This is a genomic window from Pseudomonas sp. PDM18 (genome assembly GCF_014852585.1).
Taxonomy (GTDB): Bacteria; Pseudomonadota; Gammaproteobacteria; order Pseudomonadales; family Pseudomonadaceae; genus Pseudomonas.
Genome location: NZ_JACVBX010000001.1, coordinates 449,071 through 472,058, shown reverse-complemented (window position 1 = coordinate 472,058; position 22,988 = coordinate 449,071). Strand labels below are relative to the sequence as shown.

24 protein-coding genes and 2 tRNA genes are annotated in these 22,988 nt (G+C 64.6%); 11 read left to right on the top strand and 15 right to left on the bottom strand.

Annotated features, from left to right (window positions below; translation table 11 throughout):
* Positions 1-80: 80 nt before the first annotated feature.
* The 4 genes from IB274_RS02150 to IB274_RS02135 all read left to right on the top strand — a co-directional run bounded on the left by IB274_RS02150 (position 81) and on the right by IB274_RS02135 (position 2,073).
* Positions 81-156: transfer RNA gene (locus tag IB274_RS02150), tRNA-Val, on the top strand.
* A gap of 13 nt (positions 157-169) precedes the next feature.
* A tRNA-Asp gene (locus tag IB274_RS02145) sits at positions 170-246 on the top strand.
* Between the two features lie 286 nt (positions 247-532).
* Positions 533-1,273 carry an FKBP-type peptidyl-prolyl cis-trans isomerase gene (locus IB274_RS02140; RefSeq protein ID WP_192430455.1) on the top strand — a complete coding sequence of 247 codons (741 nt, stop codon included), beginning with the start codon at positions 533-535 and terminating at the stop codon, positions 1,271-1,273.
* Between the two features lie 374 nt (positions 1,274-1,647).
* Positions 1,648-2,073, top strand: a complete 426-nt coding sequence (locus tag IB274_RS02135; protein WP_045210318.1) for a YkvA family protein — start codon at positions 1,648-1,650, stop codon at positions 2,071-2,073.
* Here the strand turns inward: IB274_RS02135 and IB274_RS02130 are convergent.
* Entirely contained in the window at positions 2,061-2,819 is a 759-nt protein-coding gene (locus tag IB274_RS02130) for a transporter substrate-binding domain-containing protein (RefSeq protein WP_192430903.1), read from the bottom strand. The genes IB274_RS02135 and IB274_RS02130 overlap by 13 nt on opposite strands.
* 85 nt (positions 2,820-2,904) lie before the next feature.
* On the opposite strand from IB274_RS02130, the gene IB274_RS02125 reads away from it, so the two are divergent.
* The 3 genes from IB274_RS02125 to IB274_RS02115 all read left to right on the top strand — a co-directional run bounded on the left by IB274_RS02125 (position 2,905) and on the right by IB274_RS02115 (position 4,071).
* Positions 2,905-3,222, top strand: coding sequence for a helix-turn-helix domain-containing protein (locus tag IB274_RS02125; protein WP_192430454.1), 318 nt, complete (start codon positions 2,905-2,907; stop codon positions 3,220-3,222).
* On the top strand, positions 3,219-3,584 hold the full coding sequence (locus IB274_RS02120) for a hypothetical protein (RefSeq protein ID WP_081520209.1): 366 nt from the start codon (positions 3,219-3,221) through the stop codon (positions 3,582-3,584). Before IB274_RS02125 ends, IB274_RS02120 begins: the two co-directional genes overlap by 4 nt.
* Positions 3,585-3,654: 70 nt before the next feature.
* Positions 3,655-4,071 carry a sel1 repeat family protein gene (locus IB274_RS02115; protein WP_225614658.1) on the top strand — a complete coding sequence of 139 codons (417 nt, stop codon included), beginning with the start codon at positions 3,655-3,657 and terminating at the stop codon, positions 4,069-4,071.
* Between the two features lies 1 nt (position 4,072).
* Here IB274_RS02115 and IB274_RS02110 read toward each other — a convergent pair whose 3' ends face one another.
* Positions 4,073-5,821: a bifunctional diguanylate cyclase/phosphodiesterase gene (locus tag IB274_RS02110; RefSeq protein ID WP_192430453.1), complete on the bottom strand. Its 1,749-nt coding sequence runs from the start codon at positions 5,819-5,821 to the stop codon at positions 4,073-4,075.
* 89 nt (positions 5,822-5,910) lie between these two features.
* Positions 5,911-7,989 carry a carboxy terminal-processing peptidase gene (locus IB274_RS02105; protein ID WP_192430452.1) on the bottom strand — a complete coding sequence of 693 codons (2,079 nt, stop codon included), beginning with the start codon at positions 7,987-7,989 and terminating at the stop codon, positions 5,911-5,913.
* Positions 7,990-8,127: 138 nt separating this feature from the next.
* On the opposite strand from IB274_RS02105, the gene IB274_RS02100 reads away from it, so the two are divergent.
* Entirely contained in the window at positions 8,128-9,090 is a 963-nt protein-coding gene (locus IB274_RS02100) for an NAD(P)H-quinone oxidoreductase (protein ID WP_192430451.1), read from the top strand.
* A gap of 77 nt (positions 9,091-9,167) precedes the next feature.
* Here IB274_RS02100 and IB274_RS02095 read toward each other — a convergent pair whose 3' ends face one another.
* From IB274_RS02095 to IB274_RS02070, 6 genes are read right to left on the bottom strand one after another with little or no spacing between them, the layout of a single operon-like run.
* Positions 9,168-9,821, bottom strand: coding sequence for an HAD family hydrolase (locus IB274_RS02095; RefSeq protein ID WP_192430450.1), 654 nt, complete (start codon positions 9,819-9,821; stop codon positions 9,168-9,170).
* The gene (locus IB274_RS02090; protein ID WP_192430449.1) at positions 9,821-10,816 is read right to left on the bottom strand and encodes an ABC transporter ATP-binding protein; all 996 of its coding nucleotides are present in this window, start codon (positions 10,814-10,816) and stop codon (positions 9,821-9,823) included. Before IB274_RS02090 ends, IB274_RS02095 begins: the two co-directional genes overlap by 1 nt.
* On the bottom strand, positions 10,813-11,601 hold the full coding sequence (locus tag IB274_RS02085) for an ABC transporter permease (RefSeq protein WP_192430448.1): 789 nt from the start codon (positions 11,599-11,601) through the stop codon (positions 10,813-10,815). The genes IB274_RS02090 and IB274_RS02085 overlap by 4 nt, the downstream gene beginning before the upstream one ends.
* Entirely contained in the window at positions 11,585-12,427 is an 843-nt protein-coding gene (locus IB274_RS02080; RefSeq protein WP_192430447.1) for an ABC transporter permease, read from the bottom strand. Before IB274_RS02080 ends, IB274_RS02085 begins: the two co-directional genes overlap by 17 nt.
* Positions 12,424-13,233: an alkaline phosphatase family protein gene (locus IB274_RS02075; RefSeq protein ID WP_192430446.1), complete on the bottom strand. Its 810-nt coding sequence runs from the start codon at positions 13,231-13,233 to the stop codon at positions 12,424-12,426. The genes IB274_RS02080 and IB274_RS02075 overlap by 4 nt, the downstream gene beginning before the upstream one ends.
* Before the next feature lie 57 nt (positions 13,234-13,290).
* Positions 13,291-14,349, bottom strand: coding sequence for an ABC transporter substrate-binding protein (locus tag IB274_RS02070; protein ID WP_192430445.1), 1,059 nt, complete (start codon positions 14,347-14,349; stop codon positions 13,291-13,293).
* Between the two features lie 325 nt (positions 14,350-14,674).
* On the opposite strand from IB274_RS02070, the gene IB274_RS02065 reads away from it, so the two are divergent.
* On the top strand, positions 14,675-15,391 hold the full coding sequence (locus IB274_RS02065) for a UTRA domain-containing protein (RefSeq protein ID WP_192430444.1): 717 nt from the start codon (positions 14,675-14,677) through the stop codon (positions 15,389-15,391).
* Between the two features lie 53 nt (positions 15,392-15,444).
* Here IB274_RS02065 and IB274_RS02060 read toward each other — a convergent pair whose 3' ends face one another.
* The 5 genes from IB274_RS02060 to minC all read right to left on the bottom strand — a co-directional run bounded on the left by IB274_RS02060 (position 15,445) and on the right by minC (position 19,636).
* Complete coding sequence (locus IB274_RS02060) at positions 15,445-16,734, bottom strand: M18 family aminopeptidase (RefSeq protein ID WP_192430443.1); 1,290 nt, start codon at positions 16,732-16,734, stop codon at positions 15,445-15,447.
* A gap of 114 nt (positions 16,735-16,848) precedes the next feature.
* Positions 16,849-17,484: an RluA family pseudouridine synthase gene (locus IB274_RS02055; RefSeq protein ID WP_192430442.1), complete on the bottom strand. Its 636-nt coding sequence runs from the start codon at positions 17,482-17,484 to the stop codon at positions 16,849-16,851.
* Positions 17,485-17,560: 76 nt separating this feature from the next.
* Positions 17,561-17,815, bottom strand: a complete 255-nt coding sequence (minE, locus tag IB274_RS02050) for a cell division topological specificity factor MinE (protein WP_015478210.1) — start codon at positions 17,813-17,815, stop codon at positions 17,561-17,563.
* Positions 17,812-18,627, bottom strand: coding sequence for a septum site-determining protein MinD (minD, locus tag IB274_RS02045; RefSeq protein ID WP_017522034.1), 816 nt, complete (start codon positions 18,625-18,627; stop codon positions 17,812-17,814). Before minD ends, minE begins: the two co-directional genes overlap by 4 nt.
* Positions 18,628-18,688: 61 nt before the next feature.
* Positions 18,689-19,636 carry a septum site-determining protein MinC gene (gene minC / locus IB274_RS02040; protein WP_192430441.1) on the bottom strand — a complete coding sequence of 316 codons (948 nt, stop codon included), beginning with the start codon at positions 19,634-19,636 and terminating at the stop codon, positions 18,689-18,691.
* Positions 19,637-19,780: 144 nt separating this feature from the next.
* On the opposite strand from minC, the gene IB274_RS02035 reads away from it, so the two are divergent.
* Together IB274_RS02035 and IB274_RS02030 are read left to right on the top strand one after the other, a co-directional pair.
* Positions 19,781-20,713 (top strand): lipid A biosynthesis lauroyl acyltransferase, encoded by a 933-nt coding sequence (locus IB274_RS02035; protein WP_192430440.1) that lies wholly within the window; start codon positions 19,781-19,783, stop codon positions 20,711-20,713.
* Positions 20,714-20,758: 45 nt separating this feature from the next.
* A complete protein-coding gene (locus IB274_RS02030) occupies positions 20,759-21,955 on the top strand; it encodes a patatin-like phospholipase family protein (RefSeq protein WP_318652841.1) in 1,197 nt (398 codons plus the stop codon).
* A gap of 120 nt (positions 21,956-22,075) precedes the next feature.
* Here IB274_RS02030 and IB274_RS02025 read toward each other — a convergent pair whose 3' ends face one another.
* Complete coding sequence (locus tag IB274_RS02025) at positions 22,076-22,936, bottom strand: pirin family protein (RefSeq protein ID WP_192430439.1); 861 nt, start codon at positions 22,934-22,936, stop codon at positions 22,076-22,078.
* Between the last annotated feature and the right edge of the window lie 52 nt (positions 22,937-22,988).

The window sequence follows — 22,988 nt, the reverse complement described above, 5'->3', positions numbered from 1 at the left end:
GAACATCTGAAAATTTTTTTCATCCGGGGGCTTGCCAGGTGTAAATGTCCTCCGTAGAATGCGCCCCACTTCGAGACGAAGGGTGATTAGCTCAGCCGGGAGAGCATCTGCCTTACAAGCAGAGGGTCGGCGGTTCGATCCCGTCATCACCCACCACTCGAGGTCCGACGCAGCGGTAGTTCAGTCGGTTAGAATACCGGCCTGTCACGCCGGGGGTCGCGGGTTCGAGTCCCGTCCGCTGCGCCATAATTCGAAAAGCCCTCAGGTAGCAATGCCTGAGGGCTTTTTCTTTGTCTGCCTTTTTATTGGCGGCAGGCTTTCCTGCGAAAACTTCCCGTCGAAAGTTGCCCGCTTCGATCACAGCGATTGCGTGCTGGCCGTCTGACTTATCCTGTTAATTTTCTTATAAGTTTGCTGTGGGAACTTCTCCCCCGGTAGTGGTTCCTATTGCCCATAGCCACTGGCCACGAGCGCCTGATAAGCTCGCGGCTTCATTACTTCAGCCATGACGGCGCAAAGACAAGGATTCAGCATGAAACAACATCGGTTGGCGGCAGCGATCGCGCTGGTCGGCTTGGTTCTCGCGGGCTGCGACAAACAGGCCGCCGAAGTGGAACTCAAGACTCCTGCGCAGAAAGCCTCCTACGGCATCGGCCTGAACATGGGCAAGAGCCTCGCCCAGGAAGGCATGAATGACCTGGATTCAAAAGCCGTCGCCCTGGGTATCGAAGACGCCGTCGGCAAACAGAAGCAGAAGCTGACCGACGAAGAGCTGACCGAAGCCTTTACCGCCCTGCAGAAGCGCGCTGAAGAGCAAGTCGCTAAAAAGAATTCCGAGGCCCTGGAAGCCGGCAAGAAATTCCTTGAGGAAAACGGCAAGCGTGAGGGCGTGGTTACCACCAAGTCCGGCCTGCAGTACGAAGTCGTGAAGAAAGCCGACGGCGCGCAGCCCAAGGCCACCGACGTCGTCACCGTTCACTACGAAGGCAAGCTGGTCGATGGTACGGTCTTCGACAGCTCTATCCAGCGTGGCAGCCCGATCGACCTGCCGGTGGGCGGCGTGATTCCGGGTTGGGTCGAGGCGCTGCAACTGATGCACGTCGGTGAGAAGATCAAGCTCTTCATCCCCAGCGAGCTGGCCTACGGCGCCCAGAGTCCGAGCCCGACCATCCCGGCCAACTCGGTCCTGGTATTCGACCTGGAACTGCTGGCCATCAAGGATCCGAACCAGCCTGACGCTGCAGAAGCTCCGGCGGAAGAACCGAAGAAGTAACTGAGTACCTTCGTACCAGAGAAAACGCCCCGTTACCCACGGGGCGTTTTCATTTGTGCGGGAAGCGCTCTGGAACGCTGCGCTGACCGCCGGGTCTGAATGGGAGTAACCTTCGCGCCGGTGTTACCCTTATGCACATATTTGACGCAGATGAAACAATGTCCTCCCCTTGACATTGGTGAGCCCATCGCTTAGCCGCAACTGCATGATTTTTAACGCATTTAAAGGGGTGAACAAAAAATCGCCGATCTGTCTGCAGCCCTCATGGTTCGGGCCTTCTGGGGGTATCGAGGGTGGCTTTCAACAGAGTTATCCACAGGAAAGGTGGATAACCTGAACCTGTCTTGTACGAACTTTCCTATCGAGGTGAATCGATGAAAAAGCCTCCGGGATTTGACCGTTTCCTGAAGCTCGCCAGCCGTTTTATCGCTGGCGGGAGATTGCCGGCGCTGCTGTTCGCGGTGTCGCGCAAGAGTGGTCGGGTGAAGCTGGCCAAGACCGACCTGAAGCTGCTGCAGGAGTTGCTGGTGGCCTGGGTGCGTGGTGATTACCGCGGCATCAGTTCCCAGGCACTGGTCTCGGTGGTGGCGGCGCTGTTGTACTTCCTCTCGCCAGTGGATCTGGTGCCTGACTGGCTGTTGGGCGTCGGTTTCCTCGACGACCTGGCGGTCTTGGCCTGGGTGATCCGCCGCTGGCAGTCGGAGATCGATGCCTTCAAGGTCTGGCGCGATGCGCAAGGCGTGGAAACCCGCGAAGCCCTGAAGCAACTCCCGCCGCCCGAAGCGATTCAGCGCCTCTGACGCATCCGTGCCGTCTGTTGGCCAAGCAGCCGCTGGATCGAGCCGTCGCTGACCATCGCCTCCAGCACCGCATCCAGTCGCTCGGCGGGGATCGGCAGCGCTGGGCCATACGAGCAGAAGATCGAGTAGCGCTGCACATTGCTGCTGTTGATCGCCACGGGCAGTTCGCGATGCTGCGCGAGGAGGAATTCCAGGGGGCGGCGCATCTCGATCAATGCGTCCAGGCGACGGGCTTCGAGCATGTGCAGGCGGGTATCCAGATCGCGCACGTCGGCGCGCTTAACCCGACCTTCAGCGAAGGCCTGCATCAGTGGGGCGGGATAGACATAGCCCAGATTGGTGCCGATGCGGATATCGTGCAACTGCGCCAGGTTTTCCACCGGCGGCGTGTCTGCGCGCTGGGCCAGCGCATCCTCTTCTTCGAACAGGCTCGGCGACCAGTGCAGCTTCTCCGGCGCCTTCATCCACTGCGGATTGTTGATGCATAGCAGATGGATCGCACCCTGGGCGAGCGCCGGTTCTGCGCGCTTGTCCGGCGTTTCCACGAAGCGAACCTCGAGCCCCAGGCGCTGTCCGACGCTTTCGCCCAGATCACGAATGAAGCCAGGTGCCAATTCATGGTCGATACTTTCCGCGTAGGGCATGCCGTTGCTTGGCGAATAGCCCCAGCGCAGCTCCTCGGCGCCACACAGGGCGCTGGCCAGGCATAGGCAGAACGGAAGGAATCGCGGCAAATCGGTCCCCATGTCTGGTGGCGAGAGGCGGTCCGCAGTATAGCCGGCACAGGCGCGCATCAGGCTGTTAAGATGGCCGCCTGCAAGGAGTGTTGTCATGAACGTTCAAGTCATCATGCGTGACGGCGAAGCGGAGTACGCCGTGGTTCCCTGGGCCGAATACCAGGCCCTGCTGGCTGCCGCCGGCCGTGGTGTCGCCCAGGTTGTCAAACCCGTTGCCGCCCCGGCACTCGACGAGAAGCCGGACTGGAAAGCACTGCGTGAAGCCCGTGGCCTGTCCATTGAATCGCTGGCGCGTTCGGTGGGCATCAGCCCGTCCTACCTCGGACAGATCGAGAACGGCGAACGCGAAGCCAGCGACGCCATCCAGCATGGCCTGCGTCGTGCCCTGGGCACTGGGGAGTCCGCTTCTTGAGCGTGCAGATCAGTCGCAAGCATTGGGAAGGCCTGCTCGGCGAGCTGGAAGATGCCCGCCGCCAACGCCATCTGCTCACCTACCGCGCGCTGATCGAGCGCCTGCAACTGCCGACCCCGGCGATGACCGTGCTGACCGCCGCGCTGGAGCATCTGGCCGCGCTGGATGCCCGCGGTGGTCGTCCGCTGCGCAGCTCGCTGGTGATCAGCCAGGGCGCCAGTCGCCTGCCGCGAACCGGCTTCTTCGAATACGTCGAGCGCCTGGGCCGCTTCTCCGGCGCGCCGGATGGGCCCGCTGCCGCCGGTTGGCATGCGGCGGAAGTGGCGCGCGTCTTCGAGTTCGAGTACCCCGAGGAGCTCTGACGTGGCGACACCCCGCGAGCTGTTCTGGCGCCTGCGTGCGCGGTTGAGTTACGCCGTGGCGCGACGCCTGATGGGCTGGCCTTGGATGGTTCGCCAGCCGCGTTCCTGGGCCTGGATGCAGGGCCAGTTTTCGCGCATGGCAGCACTGGGGGATGTGGGCGCGCAGAGTTTCTACGGGCACCTGCTGCTGTTCCGCGGACAGGGTTTCGGCGCTCGCGAAGAGGGCCTGCGTCTGCTGCGTCTGGCTGCTGCAGCGGGAGACCACAAGGCGGCCTACCAAGTGGGTGTGCAAGCGCTCAAGGGTGATACCCGCCATGCCGCTGATGCGCGGGAAGCCGCGCGTTACTGGGGCCAGGCAGCCGAAGCGGGCCACCCGTTGGCGGCACGCAAACTCGGCGAGTTGTATCGCAGCGGCGGCCCGGGGCTGGAACCCGACGATGCCCAGGCCGAGCGCTACGAAACGCGTGCCCGACAGTTGGGCCTCTGACTCACTCCGCAGTGAGGATGTGCAGGCTGTAACCCGGCATGTTCTTCGCGTGGCGCTTTGCCTCCGAGGCCAGCCCGGCCAACTGGCTGGCGTCCAGGCGCTGCCCGGCGCCGCTCTTCACGTGCACCACGCCAATCGACAGTGACAGCAGTGGATATTCCTCGCGCCGCCCCTGACGGTTGTGCGCGACGAAGCAGCCCGCGTCCAGGTGCTCGCGGCTGTAGAAGCGCCGACACTGTCCCTGGAACTCTTCCAGCAGGTGATTGAGGCGTTCGCGCCAGTCCTGCGTCCCCAGCACCAGCATGAAGTCGTCGCCGCCGATGTGGCCGACGAAGTCCCGCGTCGGGTCCACGCGTTCGCCCAGGCACTGCGCCAGGCAGAGCAGCACTTCGTCGCCGCGCGCATAGCCATAGAGATCGTTGAAGGGCTTGAAACTGTCGATGTCGACGTAGCAGACCACGGCTTCGCGGCCTTGTTGCAGCAGGCGCGCCAGGCACTGCTGGATGGGCACGTTGCCCGGCAGCAGGGTCAGCGGGTTGGCGTGCCGGGCCTGGCGGATCTTCTGCTCGGTTATCAGCTTGAGCACGTCGATCACCCGGCCCAGGCCGAGGTAGCGGCCGTTCAAAGTGATGATGAAATCTTCCTCGATGCGCTGCCGCGCGCGGCTGGTGAGCAGGCGGCTGACCTGCTGCAGCGACTGGCTGCGTTCTACCGCGAGGAAGTCGTCGCTCATCAGCCGGCTGATCGGCTTGCGCGCGTAAAGCTCCGGCGCAAAGGGCTTGAGCAGGGCATCGGACAGCGCGTGCCGGTGGACGATGCCCACTGGCTGGTCGTCGCGGTCCAGCACGGCCAGGGAGTTGAGGTTGGCCTGCGCGCGGAAGGCTTCCAGCACGTCGCCAATGGGCGTGCTGTCGCGCACAGCCTGTTGTTCCAGCAGCAGCGGTTCGAGATCGGATTGATCCTCGGCGAGCAGAGCGCCGGCGTTGTCGACTTCCGGCAGCAGGGCACGGGCATCGCGCGGCGGCGTTTCGTTGGGGCGGCCGAGCAGGTAGCCCTGCACGAGGTCCACGCCCATCTCCGAGAGCACGGCCAGCTCTTCGGGAATCTCGATGCCTTCGGCGATCACCTGGGCGCGGGAGGCATGCGCCATCTTCAGGATCGAGCCGACGAACTCGCGCTTCACCGCATCGAGGTGTATGCCTTCGATGAAGTGGCGGTCAATCTTCACGTAGTCGGGGCGCAGCTCGGACCATAGGCGCAAGCTGGAGTAGCCGGCGCCCAGGTCGTCCAGCGCGATGGAGAAGCCCATGGCGCGATAGTGGTGCAGCGCGGTGTCGAGGAGGGTGAAGTCCTCAATGGGCGTTTGCTCGGTCAGCTCGATCACCACGTCGCTGGGCGAGATGCCGAAGGTCTGCAGCAGTTGCAACGTGCGGCCGGGCTGGTGGGTCGGTTCCAGCAGGGATTCCGGGGACACGTTGAGGAATAGCTTGCCCTCGAGTTTCAGGTCGCGGAAGCGCGCGCAGGCTGTGCGCCGACAGAGCAGCTCCAACTGGCTGAGGCGGCCGCTGCTGCGGGCGATGCTGAACAGCGGCAGGGGCGAGTGCAGTGGGCCGTTGGACGGGCCACGGGTAAGGGCTTCGTAGCCCACCAGCCGTCGTTCCGATAGCGACAGGATGGGCTGGAACAGGCAGTGCAGGTCGCCGTGAGCGAGGATCTGGTCCAGGGCGCTCAACTGCTCGGTGACGGTCATGACGGTTCTCGGTGGCTGGAAAAGCAAAGGGCCGGTTTCCCGGCCCTGTGCATTTCACGACAGCGTCATGACTGTTTGATTACATCCGATCAGTGTTTGGCGACCTGGGAGTCCAGATTCAGGTAGTCGATCAGGATGTGCCCGGATTCAGTGAGGTAGGCGTCGTCCTGCGGCTTGGTCTTGTCCTCTTCCGGCAGGGCGTTCTCGTCTTCCTTCTTCAGCTCCTTGAGCGGCTCCTGGCCTTTGGATTTACGCAGAGCGTTCTCCATGGCCAGTTGGCGGTTCTCGATGCTGGTCTGCTGGGAGCGACGCTTGGCTTCGTTGAGGCTGACGGTCTTTTCCTTCATCAGCTCCTGGGCCAGGGCGAGACGCTCGCGGGCATAGACGAAGTCCGCGTTGTGCTCGGTGCGCACGTCGTGACGGGTGCGCAATTGGTCGAGGAACGGCTTGAACGGATCGGCCTGGGCCTTCAGTGCGGGTTTGATGGTGTCCCACGGCATGGAGTCGGGCAGGGCGCTCTCGCCGATTTCCTTGTCGTCGACGATGGACGGGTAGCTGATGTCCGGGATCACACCCTGATGCTGGGTACTTTGGCCGGAGACGCGGTAGAACTTGGCCAGGGTCAGCTTCAGCTCGCCGTGGTTGAGCGGCTGGATGGTCTGCACTGTGCCCTTGCCGAAGGTCTGGCCACCGACGATGAGCGCGCGGTGATAGTCCTGCATGGCGCCGGCGAAAATTTCCGAAGCCGAGGCGGACAGGCGGTTGACCAGCACGGTCATCGGCCCGGTGTAGAAAGCCTTGCCCTCGTCATCGTTGAGCACGTCGACACGGCCGTCGCTGTTGCGAACCAGCACGGTCGGACCCTGGTCGATGAACAGACCGGTCAGCTCGGTGGCTTCCTGCAGGGAGCCGCCGCCGTTGTTGCGCAGGTCGATGACGATGCCGTCGACCTTGTCCTTCTGCAGCTCGGCGATGAGCTTCTTCACGTCGCGGGTGGTGGACTTGTAGTCCGGGTCGCCAGCGCGGTAGGCCTTGAAGTCGAGGTAGAACGCGGGCACGTCGATGATGCCCAGCTTGTAGTTCTTGCCTTCGTGGTCGATGGTGATCACCGACTTCTTCGCCGCCTGGTCTTCCAGCTTCACAGCCTCGCGGGTGATGGTGACGATCTTGCTGGTCTGGTCGTTCGGCGCGTTGGTCGACGGGATCACTTCCAGGCGGACCTGCGAGCCCTTCGGACCGCGGATCAGCTTGACCACTTCATCCAGACGCCAGCCGACTACGTCGACCATCTCGCCTTTGCCCTGGGCGACGCCGATGATCTTGTCGGAGGTGGCGATCTGCTTGCTCTTCTCGGCGGGGCCGGCCGGTACCAGGCGCACGACTTTCACGTAGTCGTTGTCGCTCTGCAGTACGGCGCCGATACCTTCCAGCGAGAGGCTCATGTTGATGTCGAAGTTTTCCGCGCTATCCGGCGACAGGTACTGGGTGTGCGGATCGTAGGTCTGGGCAAAGGCGTTGATGTAGGCCTGGAAGATGTCTTCGCTGCGGGTCTGCTCCAGGCGCATCAGCTGGTTCTTGTAGCGCTTGGTCAGCTGTTCCTGGATGGCCTTGTTGTCCTTGCCGGCGATTTTCAGGCGCAGGACTTCGTCCTTCACCTTCTTGCGCCACAGGTCGTCCAGCGCGGCGCTGTCTTTCGCCCAGGGCGATTTCTCGCGGTCGATTTCCAGTGATTCGTCGGTGTTGAAGTCCATCTTGTCGACGCCCTTGTTCAGGGTGGCCAGGGCGAAGTCCAGGCGCTCCTTCAGGCGGTCGAGGTGACGCTTGTAGATGGTGAAGCCGGGCTCCAGTTCGCCGCTTTTCAGGAAGTCGTCGAACTGAGTGCGCCAGGGCGCGAACTGGTCGATGTCGGCGGCGGTGAAGTACATGCGCGCCGGATCGAGAGTCTTCAGGTAGCTGTCGTAGATTTTCGCCGAGCGCTCGTCGTTCAGCGGCGGCTTGTTGTAGTGATGGCGCTTGAGCAACTCAACGATGTTGAGGCTGGCGATCACTTGATCCCGGTCGGGCTGCAGGCCGTCCCAGACGTTCGGGCTGGTGGTCGCCGCGAACGAGGAAAAGGCAGTTGCGCCGAGGATGAACAACAGGGCGGTACGGGGCAAAAATCGCTTCATGCTGATTCGACTGATCGCGGAGTTATGACGCATATTAGGCCTTAATTGGCGGCGCCGGGTTCAATCGCAGGTGAATTCGGCGCGAAGAAAGGGCCCGACCTTACGGATCGGGCCCTGCGAAGTCACTATGGAGGCAGCGTGAACGCATTGCAAGGCATCGAAGGGCGAGTGGAGTGGGCCGAGCGCCCGAACCCGACTTGCGCACAGGGACAGATCCGCATCCAGGTCGCCGCCGCGGGACTCAACCGCGCTGACCTGTTGCAGGTGGCCGGTCTCTACCCGCCGCCGCCGGGGGCGAGCGACATCATCGGTCTGGAATGTTCCGGCGTAGTGACCGAGGTCGGGGCCGGCAGCACCTGGCAGGTGGGTGACCGCGTCTGCGCCCTGCTGGCCGGTGGCGGCATGGCCGAGGAAGTGGTGGTGGACGAGCGCCATGCACTGCCGGTGCCCGCCGGCCTGAGCCTGGCCGAAGCCGCTGCGCTGCCCGAAGTTTACGCCACGGCTTGGCTGAACCTGTTCATGCTCGGCGCGCTGCAGCCCGGTGAGAAAGTCCTCCTGCACGCGGGCGCCAGCGGCGTCGGCTCGGCCGGCATCCAGTTGTGCAAGGCTTTCAACAGCCCGTGCTGGGTCAGCGTCGGTTCGGCCGATCGCCTGGCCTATTGCGAAGCGCTGGGCGCCGAGGGCGGCGCGCTTCGAGGGGAGAGCCTCGAATCGCTTCGGGATTTCGCGCCCTTCGATGTGATCCTCGACCCCGTAGGCGCGAACTACGCCAAGCTGGACCTGGAAATCCTCGGCCGCGACGGTCGATGGGTGGTCATTGGCCTGATGGGCGGTCGCAAGGCCGAGCTGGACCTGGCCCTGCTGCTGGGCAAGCGCATCCAGCTGATCGGCTCGACTCTGCGTTCGCGCGACGCCGACTATAAGGCGCAGCTGATCGCCGAGCTGGGGCAGAAGGTCTGGCCGCTGTTCGAGACAGGCAAGCTCAGCCCGCAACTGGAGCGCACCTTCCCGGTCCGCGACGCGCAGAGCGCGTTCGATGCCCTGGCGAGCAACCAGGTGCAGGGCAAGGTGGTGGTGCTGATCGACGAGAGCCTGAACTGAGGGGGCGGGCAAGCTCGCTCCTCCAGGAAAAGCAAAAGAAAAGGGCCGCTGATGCGGCCCTTTTTCTGTGGAAGAAGTCACTTCCAGTTCAGCACGTCCCAGCCCATCTTCTGCGCGTGCTCCAGCAGCACCGGGTCGGCGTTTACCACGTGCGGCTTGCCCACCAGCTTGAGCAGCGGCAGGTCGTTGCGCGAGTCGGAGTAGAAATGTGCTTTGGCCAGCGGGCTGTCGTCGCCCTCCAGCAGGTCGAGCAGGCGCAGCACCTTGCCTTCGCGGTACGTCAGCACGCCCACGGTGCGGCCGGTATAGTGGCCGTTGACGACTTCCAGGTCGATGGCCAGTACTTCGTCGATGCCGATGCGTTCGGCGATGGGCTGGACCAGATGCACGCCCGAGGCGGAGATCACCAGCGGACGGTCACCCGCCTCGCGGTGGCGGGCGAGGGTGGTGCAGGCGTCGGTGTGGATCAGCGGCTCGATCACGTCCTCGACGAAGGTTCCGACTTCACGCTCGATCTCGTCCACGCTGCGCCCGGCCATCGGCTCCAGGGCGAAGGCCATGTAGTCCTCCATGGGTAGCTTGCCCTGCGCGTACAGCGCCATCAGCTCGGCGTCGCGCTTGAGGAACGACTCCGCGTCGACCCAGCCGAGATCGGCCATGCGCTGGCTCCACAGGCTCGCGCAGTCGCCGTCGATCAGGGTGTCGTCGAGGTCGAATATCACCAGGGCCATCAGGCCACCTCCCGAATGCTTTCACTATCGATTTGCAGGCCGAGCTGGGTGCCGGCCGGGTACAGACGCTCGGCGCTGCGGTTGAGGACGTCCACGGTCAGCTCGATGCCACTGGCGTCGACCCGGTAGCGGATCACGTTGCCCAGCAGGCTGTGGGAGAGTACCTGAACCGGGATGCCTTCGCCGGGTTCCACGCTCAGGCGCAGGGATTCGGGGCGGATCGCCACCTGCTGGCGATAAGGACGGTCCAGCAGCTTCGTCGCCTGGGCGGCATCAAGCAGGTTGTAGTTGCCGATGAAGCCGGCGGCGAAGGCATTCTCCGGCGCGGTGTAGAGGGTTTCGGCGTCGCCACTCTGGACGATGCGCCCGGCGTTCATCAGCACGATGCGGTCGGACAGCGTCAGCGCTTCTTCCTGATCGTGGGTGACGAACACCGTGGTCAGCTTAAGCTCCTGCTGGATGCGGCGGATCTGCTCGCGCAGGTGCTTGCGGATGCGCGCGTCCAGCGCCGACAGCGGCTCGTCGAGCAGCAGCAGGCGCGGGCGGGTGACCAGCGAACGGGCCAGGGCGACGCGCTGGCACTGGCCGCCGGACAGCTGGTGCGGATAGCGCGCCGCCAACGGGCCGAGCTCCACCATCTCCAGCGCCTCGCGCACGCGCTGGGCGGACTCTGCTGCCGGCACCTTCTGCATGCGCAGGCCGAAGGCGACGTTCTGCTCCACGGTCATGTTGGGGAACAGCGCGTAGCTCTGGAACACCATGGCAATGCCGCGCTTCTGCGGGCTCTTGGGCACGATGTCTTCGCCGTCCAGCAGGATGCGCCCGCTGTCCACCGCGGTGAGGCCGGCGATGCAGCGCAGCAGGGTGGATTTACCGCAGCCGCTGGGGCCGAGCAGGGTGACGAACTCGCCGCGTTCGGCGGCGAAGTCGATGTCCTGGAAAACCGTGGTGCTGCCGTAGCTCTTGTTCAGTGTCTCGACGCTGAGGAAACTCATGTCTTGTCCTTGCTTAAACGGTTCGCTGCCCAGGTGAGCAGCAGGACGAAGAGGAAGTAGGAGACCACCACAGCGCTGGTGTAGTGGCCACTGCTGTTGCGCATGTTGTTGAGGAACACCTGCAGCGTTTCGTAGCGGGTGCCCACCAGCAGGTTGGCGAAGACGAACTCGCCGATGAGGAAGCTGAAGGACAGGAACAGCGCCACCATCAAGCCCTTGCGCAGGTTCGGCAGCACCACCAGCAGGGCGGCCTGCCAGGTGCTGGCGCCGAGCAGGTGGGCGGCGTCCATCAGGTCGTGCAGGTTGATCGCCTGCAGGTTGTTGCTGATCGCCCGGTACATGAAGGGCAGGGCGATGGTGAAGTAGCAGCCGATGAGGATCCACGGTGTGCCGACGATGGGCACCGGGCCCGAGGCGTAGAGCTGCAGCAGGCCGACCGACGACACTACCGGCGGCACTGCGAAGGGCAGCAGGATCAGCACGTTCATCAGCGCATCCAGGCGCGGGAAGTAGTAGTGGATGACGAACATCAGCGGCAGCACCAGCACCACGCTGAGGATCAGCGCGCCGAAGCACACCAGCAGCGACTGGCCGAAGGCGACCAGAAAGCGCGGGTCGCTCCACAGGGTCAGGAACCACTTCAGGGTCAGCCCGTCGGGCAGCACGCTGGCGCTCCACGAGGTCGCCAGCGAATAGAGCAGGGTGGCGGCCAGCGGCACCAGCAGGATCAGGAACAGCGCGTAGACCACCACGCGGTGGTACAGCGGACTAGCGTTTCTCGACATGGTAGCTCCGGCGCAGCAGCCACTGGTGGGCCAGGGTAATGATGCTCATCAGGCCGACCAGCACCATCGCCAGCGCACTGGCCATGTTCGGGTCGAGGAACACGTCGCCCGAGACCAGCCCGGCGATGCGGATGGGCACCACGTTGAAGTTGCCGGTGGTCAGCGAGTAGACCGTGGCATAGGCGCCCAGGGCGTTGGCCAGCAGGATGACGAAGGTGCCCAGCAGCGCTGGCGTCAGCACCGGGATGCCGATGTGCCGCCAGAACGCCCACTGGCTGGCGCCCAGCAGGGCTGCGGATTCGCGCCAGTCCTCGCGCAGGGCGTCGAAGGCCGGGTAGAGCAGCATCACGCCCAGGGGAATCTGGAAGTACGTGTAGAGGATGATCAGGCCGGTTTTGGAGTAGAGGTTGAAGTCCTCGATGATCCCTGCCTGTTTCAGCAGCAGCGTGATGGCGCCGTTGAAGCCCAGGATGATGATGAACGCGAAGGCCAGCGGCACCCCGGCGAAGTTGCTGGTCATGTTGGCGAAGGCCATCACGAAGTCGCGCAGCCTGCTGTCCACCTGGCGCAGCGAGTAGCTGCCGAGGATCGCGATGAACAGGCCGATCAGGCTCGACCACAGCGAGATTTCCAGGCTGTAGCGGATCGCCTGGCGGTAGAAGGGCGAGCCGAATATCTCGCTGAAATTGGCCAGGCCCCAGCCATCGCCGGTGCGCACGCTGTTGATCATCACCCACAGCAATGGCGCGAGCTGGAAGGCGAAGAAGAACAGCGCGAAGGGCAGCAGGCAGAGCAGGGCGAAGAGCTTTCCGGTGTTCGATCTCATGCCTTGAGCAGCTCCCGGCAGACCGGTTTGTCGTGGGCAGCACCGAGGATCTCGCATAGCGTGCCGCACAGTTCGACTTGGCGCGGGCGCGCCTGGTCATCGAGGCTGAACGCCTCGCCAAAGACGAACAGCGGCACTTCGCGCTCCTCGGGGAGGATGCCGCCGTGGCTGCGGTCGTCGTTCATGCCGTGGTCGGCAGTGACCATCACCTGGTAGCCGGCGGCCAGCCACTGGTGCAGGTACTCGGAGAGGATGATGTCGACGTGTCGCGCGCTGTTGCGGTACTGCGGCGTGCCCAGGCCGTGCTTGTGGCCGGCGTCGTCGATGTTCATCGGGTGCACCAGCAGGCAGTTGGGCGCATGCCGGCGGCGCAGCGACTCGGCATCGGTGAACAGGTGCGAGTCGGGGTAGTGGTCCGTCCAGTAGAAGTGGCCGTGCTGGATCGGCAGGGATTCGTCGTCGGTATGACGGTCGCGCGCCGGGTCGAAGGGTGTGCGGTTGTACAGCTCGCTGACCCAGTTGTACGCCGCCGCCGCGGTGGTCAGGCCGGCATCGCGGGCGTAGTGGAACAGGCTGCGCTGGTTGGACAGGCGCGACACATCGTTGTGCAGGATGCCGCTGTCGATCGGGCGCACGCCGGTGAGGATGCATTCGTACAACGGGCGCGACAGTGAAGGCAGCTCGCATTCCAGCCGGTAGAGCTGGCCGCGGCCGGCGTTGCACAGGGCCTGCAGGTGACCCAGGCAATCGTGGGCGACGCTGTAGTTGAGGCCGTCGAGGACGACCAGGATGACGTCGTGGCGCATGGGGCGGGGCCTTCGTTGAAACGCGGCCACCCCGGCGCGAACCGGGGCGGCTGGGCGTCATTGCATGTTGATGATGACGTTTTCCTGCCACAGGCGCGGCAGACGCTTGGAGGTCTCTTCCCAGGCCTTGGGGTCCTTGATCGGCTGGGCCTTGGCGTACTGCTCGTTGGGCAGCAGCTTGGCTTTCACGTCATCCGGCAGGGTCAGGTGCTCGGCGCGGATCGGACGGGCGTTGCCCTTGGCCAGATTGATCTGCCCGGCGTCGCTGAAGATGTACTCGCGAGTCAGCTTGGCGGCGTTCGGGTTCTTCGCGTACTTGTTGATGATGGTGGTGTAGCCAGAGATCACCGAGCCGTCGGAGGGAATCAGCACCTCGAAGCGCGACGGGTCGATCTGGTCGCGGTAGCTCAGGCCGTTGAAGTCCCAGACGATGCCGACTTCCACTTCACCCTTCTCCAGGGTGTTGATCACCGGGTTGGTCAGCGACAGGCGACCCTGCTTGGCCAACTGGGCGAAGAACTCCAGGCCCGGCTTGATGTTCTTCTCGTCGCCGCCGTTGGCGATGCTCGCGGCCAGTACGCCGTTGACCGCCTGCGCGGCGGCGCTGACGTCACCGATGGTGACCTTGTACTTGCCCTTGAGCAGGTCTGCCCAACTGTGCGGAACATCCTTCACCAACTGCTTGTTGACGATGAAGGCGATGGTGCCGGTGTAGGCGAGCGCCCAGTGGCCGTCCTTGTCCTTGGCCCATTCCGGGACCTGGTCCCAGGTGCTGGGCTTATAGGGCTGGCTGACGTCCATCTGCAGGGCGATGGGGCCGAAGGCGGCGCCGACGTCGCCGATGTCGGCGCTGGCGTTTTCCTTCTCGGCCTTGAACTTGGCCAGCTCCTGGGCCGAGCTCATGTCGGTGTCCATGTGCTTCAAGCCGTACTTGCTTTCCAGGTCCTTCCAGGTGTCCTTCCAGTTCGCCCAACTGTCGGGCATGCCCACGCTGTTTACCTGGCCTTCCTTGCGGGCGGCGGCTTCCAGCGATTGCAGATCGGCGGTGGCCGCCATGGCGAGGCCGCTGCCCAAGGCAATGGCCGATCCCAGCAGTGAAGCAAGCAAGCGTTTCATTCGGTGCTCCTTCGGTTCAGTGTTTTCAGGTGTGGTCTAGATCAGCAAGACGCAGGCCAATCTAAGCGGGGCGGATGACAGTTTGATGTAAACCCCAGGCGCGCTGACCCGGCCGCGCGCTGCCAGCGAGTCGTCGGGGAAGAGCGTAGACCATCGCCAATGCCTTGATCCGCCTGGTCTACGCTGGTGTCGTTAACTGGCATGGCGGCTGCTTGAAAAGGCGTTGTCACGGGACGGTCATCGGGCTTTCCTAGGATGACCGCACCCCGTCGGGTGAAAGAAATGCCCTGTTCTGGGGCTGGACTAGTCCAAAAGAGGCAAGCGAATGCGCGATACGGCGCTACCCACGGTGACGGCGATCTGCCGCGCCCTGATCGAACAGATCGACAGCGGCCTGCTCAGCGCCGGCGGCAAGCTGCCGGCCGAACGCAAGCTCAGCGAGCTGTTCGACACCACGCGGATCACCCTGCGCGAGGCGCTGGGGCAACTGGAGGCGCAGGGGCTGATCTATCGCGAGGAACGCCGCGGCTGGTTCGTCTCGCCGCCGCGCCTGTTGTACAACCCGCTGGTGCGCAGCCACTTCCACGCCATGGTGGAAGGGCAGGGGCGAGTGCCGGCGACCGAAGTGCTGTCGGCCCGGCAGGTACCGGCGAGTGCGGCGATCTGTGAGCTGCTGGAGCTGCCGGCGCTGTCCAGCGTCTACCAGATTCGCCGGCTGCGGCGGGTGGACGGGCGGTTGGTGCTCTACGTCGAGCACTACCTCAACCCGGCGTACTTCCCCGGCATCCTCGACAGCGACCTGACCTGCTCGCTCACTGAGCTTTACGCCAGCCGCTATGACATCCGTTACGGCCGCGTGCGCTTCGACATGGTGCCCACCGCCCTGCACGGTGAGGCAGCCAGCGTGCTGCGCGTCGCCGAGGGAAGCCCGGCGCTGCGCATCACCCGCAGCAACGGCGACCAGCACGGCCGTATCATCGATTGCGACCTCGAGTTCTGGCGGCACGATGCCATCCACGTGAGCGTGGAAGTTCCGGACTGATTGCAGAAGCGGAGTGCTGGGAGAAAAACGCCCGGCTTGTGCCGGGCGTTGGGTCAGGGCAGGTCGGCGCTGTCGTAGAAGGCGCTGAGTACCTTGGCCAGGTAGTGCAGGTCCTGGCTGCCGGCCAGCTCGCGGATGGAGTGCATGGCAAAGGTCGGCAGGCCGATGTCGACGGTGCGCACGCCGATCTGGCTGGCGGTGATCGGGCCGATGGTGGACCCGCAGCCCATGTCGCTGCGGGTCACGAAGCTCTGCACTGGCACTTCGTTTTCCAGGCACAGGTGGCGGAAGAAGCCGGCGGTCTCGCTGTTGGTGGCGTAGCGCTGGTTGCTGTTGATCTTGATCACCGGGCCGCCGTTGAGCTTCGGGCCGTGGTTGCCGTCGTGCTTGTCGGCGTAGTTCGGGTGCACGCCGTGGGCGTTGTCGGCGGAAACCAGCAGCGAGCGCTGCACGGTGCGGGTGAACGCATCGCCCTCGGGCAGCAAGCGGCGCAGCACCTGCTCCAGAAACGGGCCGTCGGCGCCGCAGGCAGAGCAGGAACCCACTTCCTCGTGGTCGGTGCAGACCAGCACGCCGCTCTGCTCGTCGCTGCTGCTCAGCAGGGCCTGCAGGCCGGCGAAGCAGGACAGCAGGTTGTCCAGGCGGGCACCGGCGATGAAGGCCTGATCGAGGCCGATCACGGCGGCGCGCTGGGTGTCGTAGAAGCTCAGCTCGTAGTCGAGGATGGCGTCGGCGGTGATGCCGTGCTCCAGTTGCAGCTGTTCGCCGAGCAGGTCGCGGAAGTCGCGGGTCTCGCCGGCGGCGACCTGGGCAAGGATCGGCGGTAGCTCGGTCTGCGCGTTGATCGACCAGCCCATGTTCGCTTCGCGGTTGAGGTGGATCGCCAGGTTCGGGATCACCGCGATGGGCGCCCTGAAATCGATCAGCTTGCTCTCGACCTTGCCGGCCAGGCGGAAGGTGACGCGGCCGGCCAGGGACAGGTCGCGGTCGAACCAGGGGGCGAACAGCGCGCCGCCATAGACTTCGACGCCCAGCTGCCAGTAGCCGTTGCGTACCAGCTCGGGGTTCGGCTTGACGCGCAGGCAGGGGCTGTCGGTGTGCGCGCCGACCAGACGCAGGCCGTTCTCCAGCAAGGGAGAAGTACCCAGCTTGAAGGCGATCAGCGAGGAGTCGTTGCGGGTGACGTAGTAGCGGCCACCGGCTTCGGTGCGCCAGGCGTCGCGCTCGTCCAGGCGCTGGTAGCCGGCCTCTTCAAGACGAAGGGCGAGGGCCTGGGTGGCGTGGAAAGGAGTGGGGGAGGCCGCGAGGAAATCGATCAGGCCCTGGTTGAGTTCTGTACGCATGGGTAACTCCGGACAGCGAATGGCCGGAAGTTTAACGTAAATGCACGAATCTGCGGCCTGGGACGGGGTGTCGGGTGTACAACCGTTTACGGTTGCACGCCGATCAGAGAGCGGTCAGAACGGCGCAGGCGACTCGAAGCGCAGGCGCTCGCCGGTCTGCGGATGGGTCAGCGCCAGCATGCTGGCGTGCAGGCACAGGCGGTCGCGCAGTTCCAGGGCTTCGCCTTCGGCATACAGGCGATCACCCAGCAGCGGGTGGCCGATGGTCAGCATGTGCACGCGCAGTTGGTGCGAGCGGCCAGTGATCGGCGTGAGCTCGACGCGGCTCCAGTTGCCGTGGCGCTCCATGACGCGCCAGAAGGTCAGCGCATGCCGGCCCTGCTCGAAGTCCACGACGTGGCGCGGCTTGGTCGGCGGGTCGTAGCGCAGCGGCGCTTCGATGCGGCCGCTGTCCAGCGCAGGCTCGCCCCAGCACAGTGCGGTGTAGGCCTTCTCGGTCTCGCGGTCGTGGAATTGGCGGGACAGCTCGCGGTGGCTGTCGGCGTCGCGGGCCAGCACGATCAGGCCGGAGGTTTCCCAGTCCAGGCGATGGACGATGCGCGCTTCCGGGTAGCCGTTCTCCTGCAGGCGGGTGATCAGGCAGTCCTTGTTGTCGTCCGCGCGGCCGGGCACGGAGAGCAGCAGGGTGGGCTTGTTCACCACCAGGAGGGCGGCGTCCTCATGGACGAATTCGATCTGGGAAAGCGGCATGGAAACTCGTACGCGAAGTAAGTAAGACAGAAACGACTGCGGCGGCCGAGGCCGCCGCAGGTTCACCCGGGCCGGATCAACGCTCCGGCAGGGTGATGTTGAGTTCCAGGATCGAACAACTGCCCTGGTTGGCCAGCTCGACCTGGACTTGTTCCTGGTCGATGGGTACGTATTTGCGGATCACTTCCAGCAGGTCTTTCTGCAACTGCGGGAGGTAGTCCGGTTGGGAACGGTTGCCGCGCTCATGGGCGACGATGATCTGGAGTCTTTCTTTCGCGATGGATGCGCTGTTTTGCGACTTCCGGCTGCGGAAGAAATCTAAAAGGCTCATTCACGTCCTCCGAACAGTCGTTGCAGGAATCCTTTCTTCTGCACGTCGAGGAAGCGGTGGGGCATTTCTTTGCCCAGCAGTCGCTCGACGGCGTCACTGTACGCCTGGCCGGCATCGCTTTCTTCGTCGAGGATGACCGGTACGCCCTGGTTGGATGCCTTGAGCACCGCCTGGGATTCCGGGATCACGCCGAGCAGACGGATGGCCAGGATTTCCTCGACGTCTTCGACGCCGAGCATTTCGCCCTTGGTGACGCGCTCGGGGTTGTAGCGGGTCAGCAGCAGGTGTTCCTTGATCGCGTCCTCGCCTTTCTCGGCGCGGGCGGATTTGCTGGCCAGCAGGCCGAGCATGCGGTCGGAGTCGCGGACCGAGGAAACTTCCGGGTTGGTCACGACGATCGCCTCATCGGCGTAGTACATGGCCAGGTGGGCACCTTTCTCGATGCCGGCCGGAGAGTCGCAGATCACGTAGTCGAAGGACTGCTTGAGTTCTTCGATAACCTTGCCGACGCCTTCCTGGGTGAGTGCGTCCTTGTCGCGGGTCTGGCTGGCGGCCAGCACGAACAGGTTCTCGAGGCGCTTGTCCTTGATCAGGGCCTGGGTGAGGGTCGCTTCGCCGTTGATGACGTTGACGAAGTCGTAAACCACGCGGCGTTCACAGCCCATGATCAGGTCGAGGTTACGCAGGCCTACGTCGAAGTCGACGATGACGGTCTTGTGGCCGCGCAGGGCCAGGCCGGTGCCGATGGCTGCGCTGGTGGTGGTTTTACCGACGCCACCCTTACCGGAAGTGACTACGAGGATCTTGGCCAAGGTGATTCACCCCAAAGAAAAAACGAAGAATTCTGGTCCCTGAAAGTCGCGGCAGTATCCGTTAAAGGCGGGTGATGTTCAACACGTCACCCGACAGGCTGACGTGCACCGCCTGCCCCCATTGCGGACTGCGTCGAAGGTCTTCGGCGACCTTGTAATTACCAGCGATGGACACGAGTTCCGCGGCCAGTTGCTGGCAGAAAATCCGCGCGCTGGTGTCGCCCTTGACACCGGCCAGGGCACGACCGCGCATCGGACCGTACACATGGATATTGCCGTCGGCGAGAAGTTCCGCACCGGGGCTGACGGGAGCGAGCACGATCAGGTCGCCGCCGGCGGCGTAGATCTGCACGCCGCCACGTACCGGGGTGGTCACCAGCTTGGTCGGACGGACGACCGGCGCCGGCGGTTCGGCAGGCTTTTCCACAGCAGCTTGCGCAGCGGCTTCCTGCGCTTCGACTGTTGCCTCGGCGGCAGCTTCGATCGGCTTCTCGGGTTTAGCTTCGGCGGGTTGCTCAGCCGGCTTCTCCACGGTTTTCTCGGCCTGCACTCCAGCGCCGGCTGCCTGCTCGACGACTTTCTCGGAGAGCTTCTCGCCACGCGGGCGCCGTACTGGCGCGGCGCCAGTCACTTGCGGGACGGTGTCCTTGGGCTCGACCGCGCGCTCGCGGGATGAACCCGACGGCGGCAGCACGGGGATGTCGAACATGGTGGCCAGGCGGATGTCTTCCTCGCGGCTGGCGCGAATGGCCAGGGTACGCAGGCCGTGGCGGCGGCAAATGTCCAGCACGCCTTGCAGGTCGAGCTGGCCTTCGCCGTCGGGCAGCTTGTCCAGCGCGAGCACCAGCGGGGTATCGCGGAAGAAGTTGGGCGCCTGGGCGACCTTGTCGGCGAGCTGGCGGTCCAGGCGCGGCAGGTCATTGTGGGCCAGTTCCAGAACGGTGACGGCCAGCATGCTGCCCTTGAGCTGGAATACGGGATCGTGGTCGAGAAGGTCAGCTTGGCTCATGGTCGGACTGCGTCATCAAAATGGTTGGACTTATAGCGGACCGCCCCGGCAGCCGCAAGCGTGGCGCATAGCCAGGGCGCAAGGCAGGCACGGCGCGCCCGCGCAAGGTAGAATGTCGGGCTTTGATCGTGACCGGAAAGTTCCATGGACCGCCCCACCTTTCGCCAAGAATTCCTCCATCCCCGCCACTGGCCGCTCTGGCTCGGCCTTGGCGTGCTGTGGCTGGTGGTGCAACTGCCGTACCCGGCACTGCTGAGCCTGGGGCGTGCACTGGGGGCGCTGATGTACCGCGTGGTGGGCAGCCGCCGGGCGATTGCCGCGCGCAACCTGGAGCTGTGCTTCCCGGAGCTCTCCGCCGCCGAGCGCAAGCGCCTGCTCAAGGAAAACTTCGCTTCGACCGGCATCGCCTTCTTCGAAATGGCCATGAGCTGGTGGTGGCCGCAGGCCCGTCTGGCGAAACTGGCCCATATCGAAGGCATCGAGCACCTGAAGAAGGCCGAGGCCGAAGGAAAGGGCGTGATCCTCATGGCCATGCACTTCACCACGCTGGAGATCGGTGCCGCGCTGCTGGGCCAGGTGCAGACCATCGATGGCATGTACCGCGAGCACGACAACCCGGTGTTCGATTTCGTCCAGCGTACCGGCCGCGAGAGGCATAATGCCGACGCCACCGCCATCGAGCGCGAGGATGTCCGCGCGATGCTCAAGGTGCTGCGCGCCGGTCGTGCCATCTGGTACGCGCCGGACCAGGACTACGGCGCCAAGCAGAGCCTGTTCGTGCCGCTGTTCGGCATCCAGGCGGCCACCGTTACCGCCACTACCAAGTTCGCCCGCCTGGGCCGCGCGCTGGTGCTGCCTTTTACCCAGTCGCGTCTGGCCGATGGCTCTGGCTACCGCCTGACGATCCACCCGCCGCTGGAAGACTTTCCCGGCGAGAGCGAAGAGGCCGACTGCATTCGTATCAACCAGTGGGTGGAGAGCGAGATTCGCCGCCAGCCCGAGCAGTACCTCTGGGCGCACCGCCGCTTCAAGAGCCGTCCCGAAGGCGAGCCAAAGCTTTACGACAAGAAGAAGTAGTGGCGGGCGGGCTACGCTGGAATCGACGAGACAAGGACTTCTGCCGTGACCGACTCCGCCATTCCCCCCGCTATTCACCCAGGATCATCGGCCGTCACCGGCCTGATCCTATCCGGCGGCGGCGCGCGGGCGGCCTATCAGGTCGGCGTGCTGGCGGCTATCGCCGAACTGCTGCCCGAGGGCGCGGAGAATCCCTTTCCGGTCATCGTCGGTACCTCCGCCGGTGCCATCAATGCTGTCGGGCTGGCGTGCGGGGCGATGTCCTTCACCGGCGCGGTAGAGCGCCTGACCAAGGTCTGGAAGGGCTTTCGCACCGGGCAGGTATACCGCGCCGACTGGCCCGGTGTGTTCAGCCAGGCTTTCAAGTTCCTCGGCCACAGCCTGCTGGGTCTGGGCAAGCGCGAGCCGGTGGCGTTGTTGGACAGCACGCCGCTGCGCTATCTCCTCGAACGCGAGCTGGACCTCTCCGGCATTGCCGCCGCCGTGCGCCGGCGCAACCTGCGTGCGGTGGCGGTCACCGCGTTCGGCTATGAATCCGGCCAGGCGGTGACCTTCTATCAAGGGCGCGCGACCATCGATCCCTGGTTGCGCCACCGCCGCATCGGCGTGCCGACGCGGCTGCAGATCGAGCACCTGCTGGCCAGTTCGGCGATACCGCTGCTGTTCCGCCCGGTGAAGATTCTCCGTGAGTTCTTCGGCGACGGCGCTGTGCGTCAGCAGGCGCCGATCAGCCCGGCGCTGCACCTGGGCGCCAACCGGGTGCTGGTGATCGGTGTAAGCGGCAACCCCACGGTGGGCAGCGCCAACGAGCAGGTGGCGAACTACCGGACAGGCCAGCCGCCGAGCCTGGCGCAGGTAGGCATCCACCTGTTGAACAGCACCTTCATCGACAGCCTTGAGGGCGATATCGAGCTGCTGCACCGCATCAACTTCCTCAGCTCACTGGTACCCGAAGAGGCGCGTCGGGCGACGCTGGGGCTGGCGCCGGTGGATGTGCTGCTGATTTCGCCGAGCCGGCCGCTGGACGAGATCGCCGCACAGTACCGCCACGAACTGCCCAAGCCGCTGCGCCTGTTTCTGCGCGGGCCGGGGGCGACCAAGGCGAGCGGGGCGGGCGTGCTCAGCTACCTGCTGTTCGAGCCGGGCTACTGCAATGCGTTGATCGAGTTGGGGTATCGCGACGCCATGGAAAAGCGCGCGGAGATCGCGCGCTTTCTGGGGATGGAAGACTGGTCGCTGTAATCTGAGCGGCTCTTCGTAGGACCGAGGGGGGCGCCTAGCCCTTGCTCGCGAACCGCGTGGCACGGGGCCTGTTCGCGAGCAAGCTCGCTCCTACATGAAAAGCGAGGAGCGGGCGGGCCGTCAGACGGCGAAGACACCATCGCGGTAATCGCGTAGGGCCTGCTCGATTTCCTCGCGGCTGTTCATCACGAACGGGCCGTACTGCACGATCGGCTCATTGAGCGGCTTGCCGGCCAGCAGCAGGACGCGGGCGCCCTTGTCGCTGGACAGCTGGATCTCGTCGCCCTGGCCGAGGCGCACCAGACGATTGGTAGCGACGGTCTCGTCACCGCGCTCGCCCGGCACCTTGAGCGATCCTTCGTAGACGTACAGCATCACCCGATGGCCCGCCGGAATGCGCGGAGCCACGGAGGTGCCCGCCGGCAGCACCAGGTCGTAGTAGTGCGGCTCGGTGCCCGGTCGTTGCACGGCACCCTCGGTGACGGTTTGGCCATCGTCGAAGCGCCCGGCGATCACGGTCACGCCAACGCCCTGCGCGGTAGTCACGCGGGGTACGTCCTCGGGTTCGATGTCGCGGTAGCCGGCCGGGGACAGCTTGTCCTTCGCCGGCAGGTTCAGCCACAGCTGGAAGCCGCGCATGGCGCCTTCCACCTGTTCGGGCATCTCGCTGTGGATGATGCCGTGGGCGGCTGTCATCCATTGCACGCCGCCTGGCTTGAGCAGGCCGGTATTGCCCAGGTGGTCTTCGTGGCGCATGCGCCCTTCGAGCATGTAGGTGACGGTCTCGAAGCCACGGTGCGGGTGGGCCGGGAAGCCGGCGATGTAGTCGTCGGGATTCTGCGTGTCGAACTGGTCGAGCATCAGGAACGGATCGAAACGTTCGATGCCGGGGCCGCCGATCACTCGGGTCAGGCGCACGCCGGCGCCGTCGGAGGCCGGGTGGCCGATGTGCTGGTCGATCACGGTACGTAAGCGGGTCATGAAGACCTCCTTGATCTGTGGATGGAGATCATCCTAGTCCCAATTGATGGAT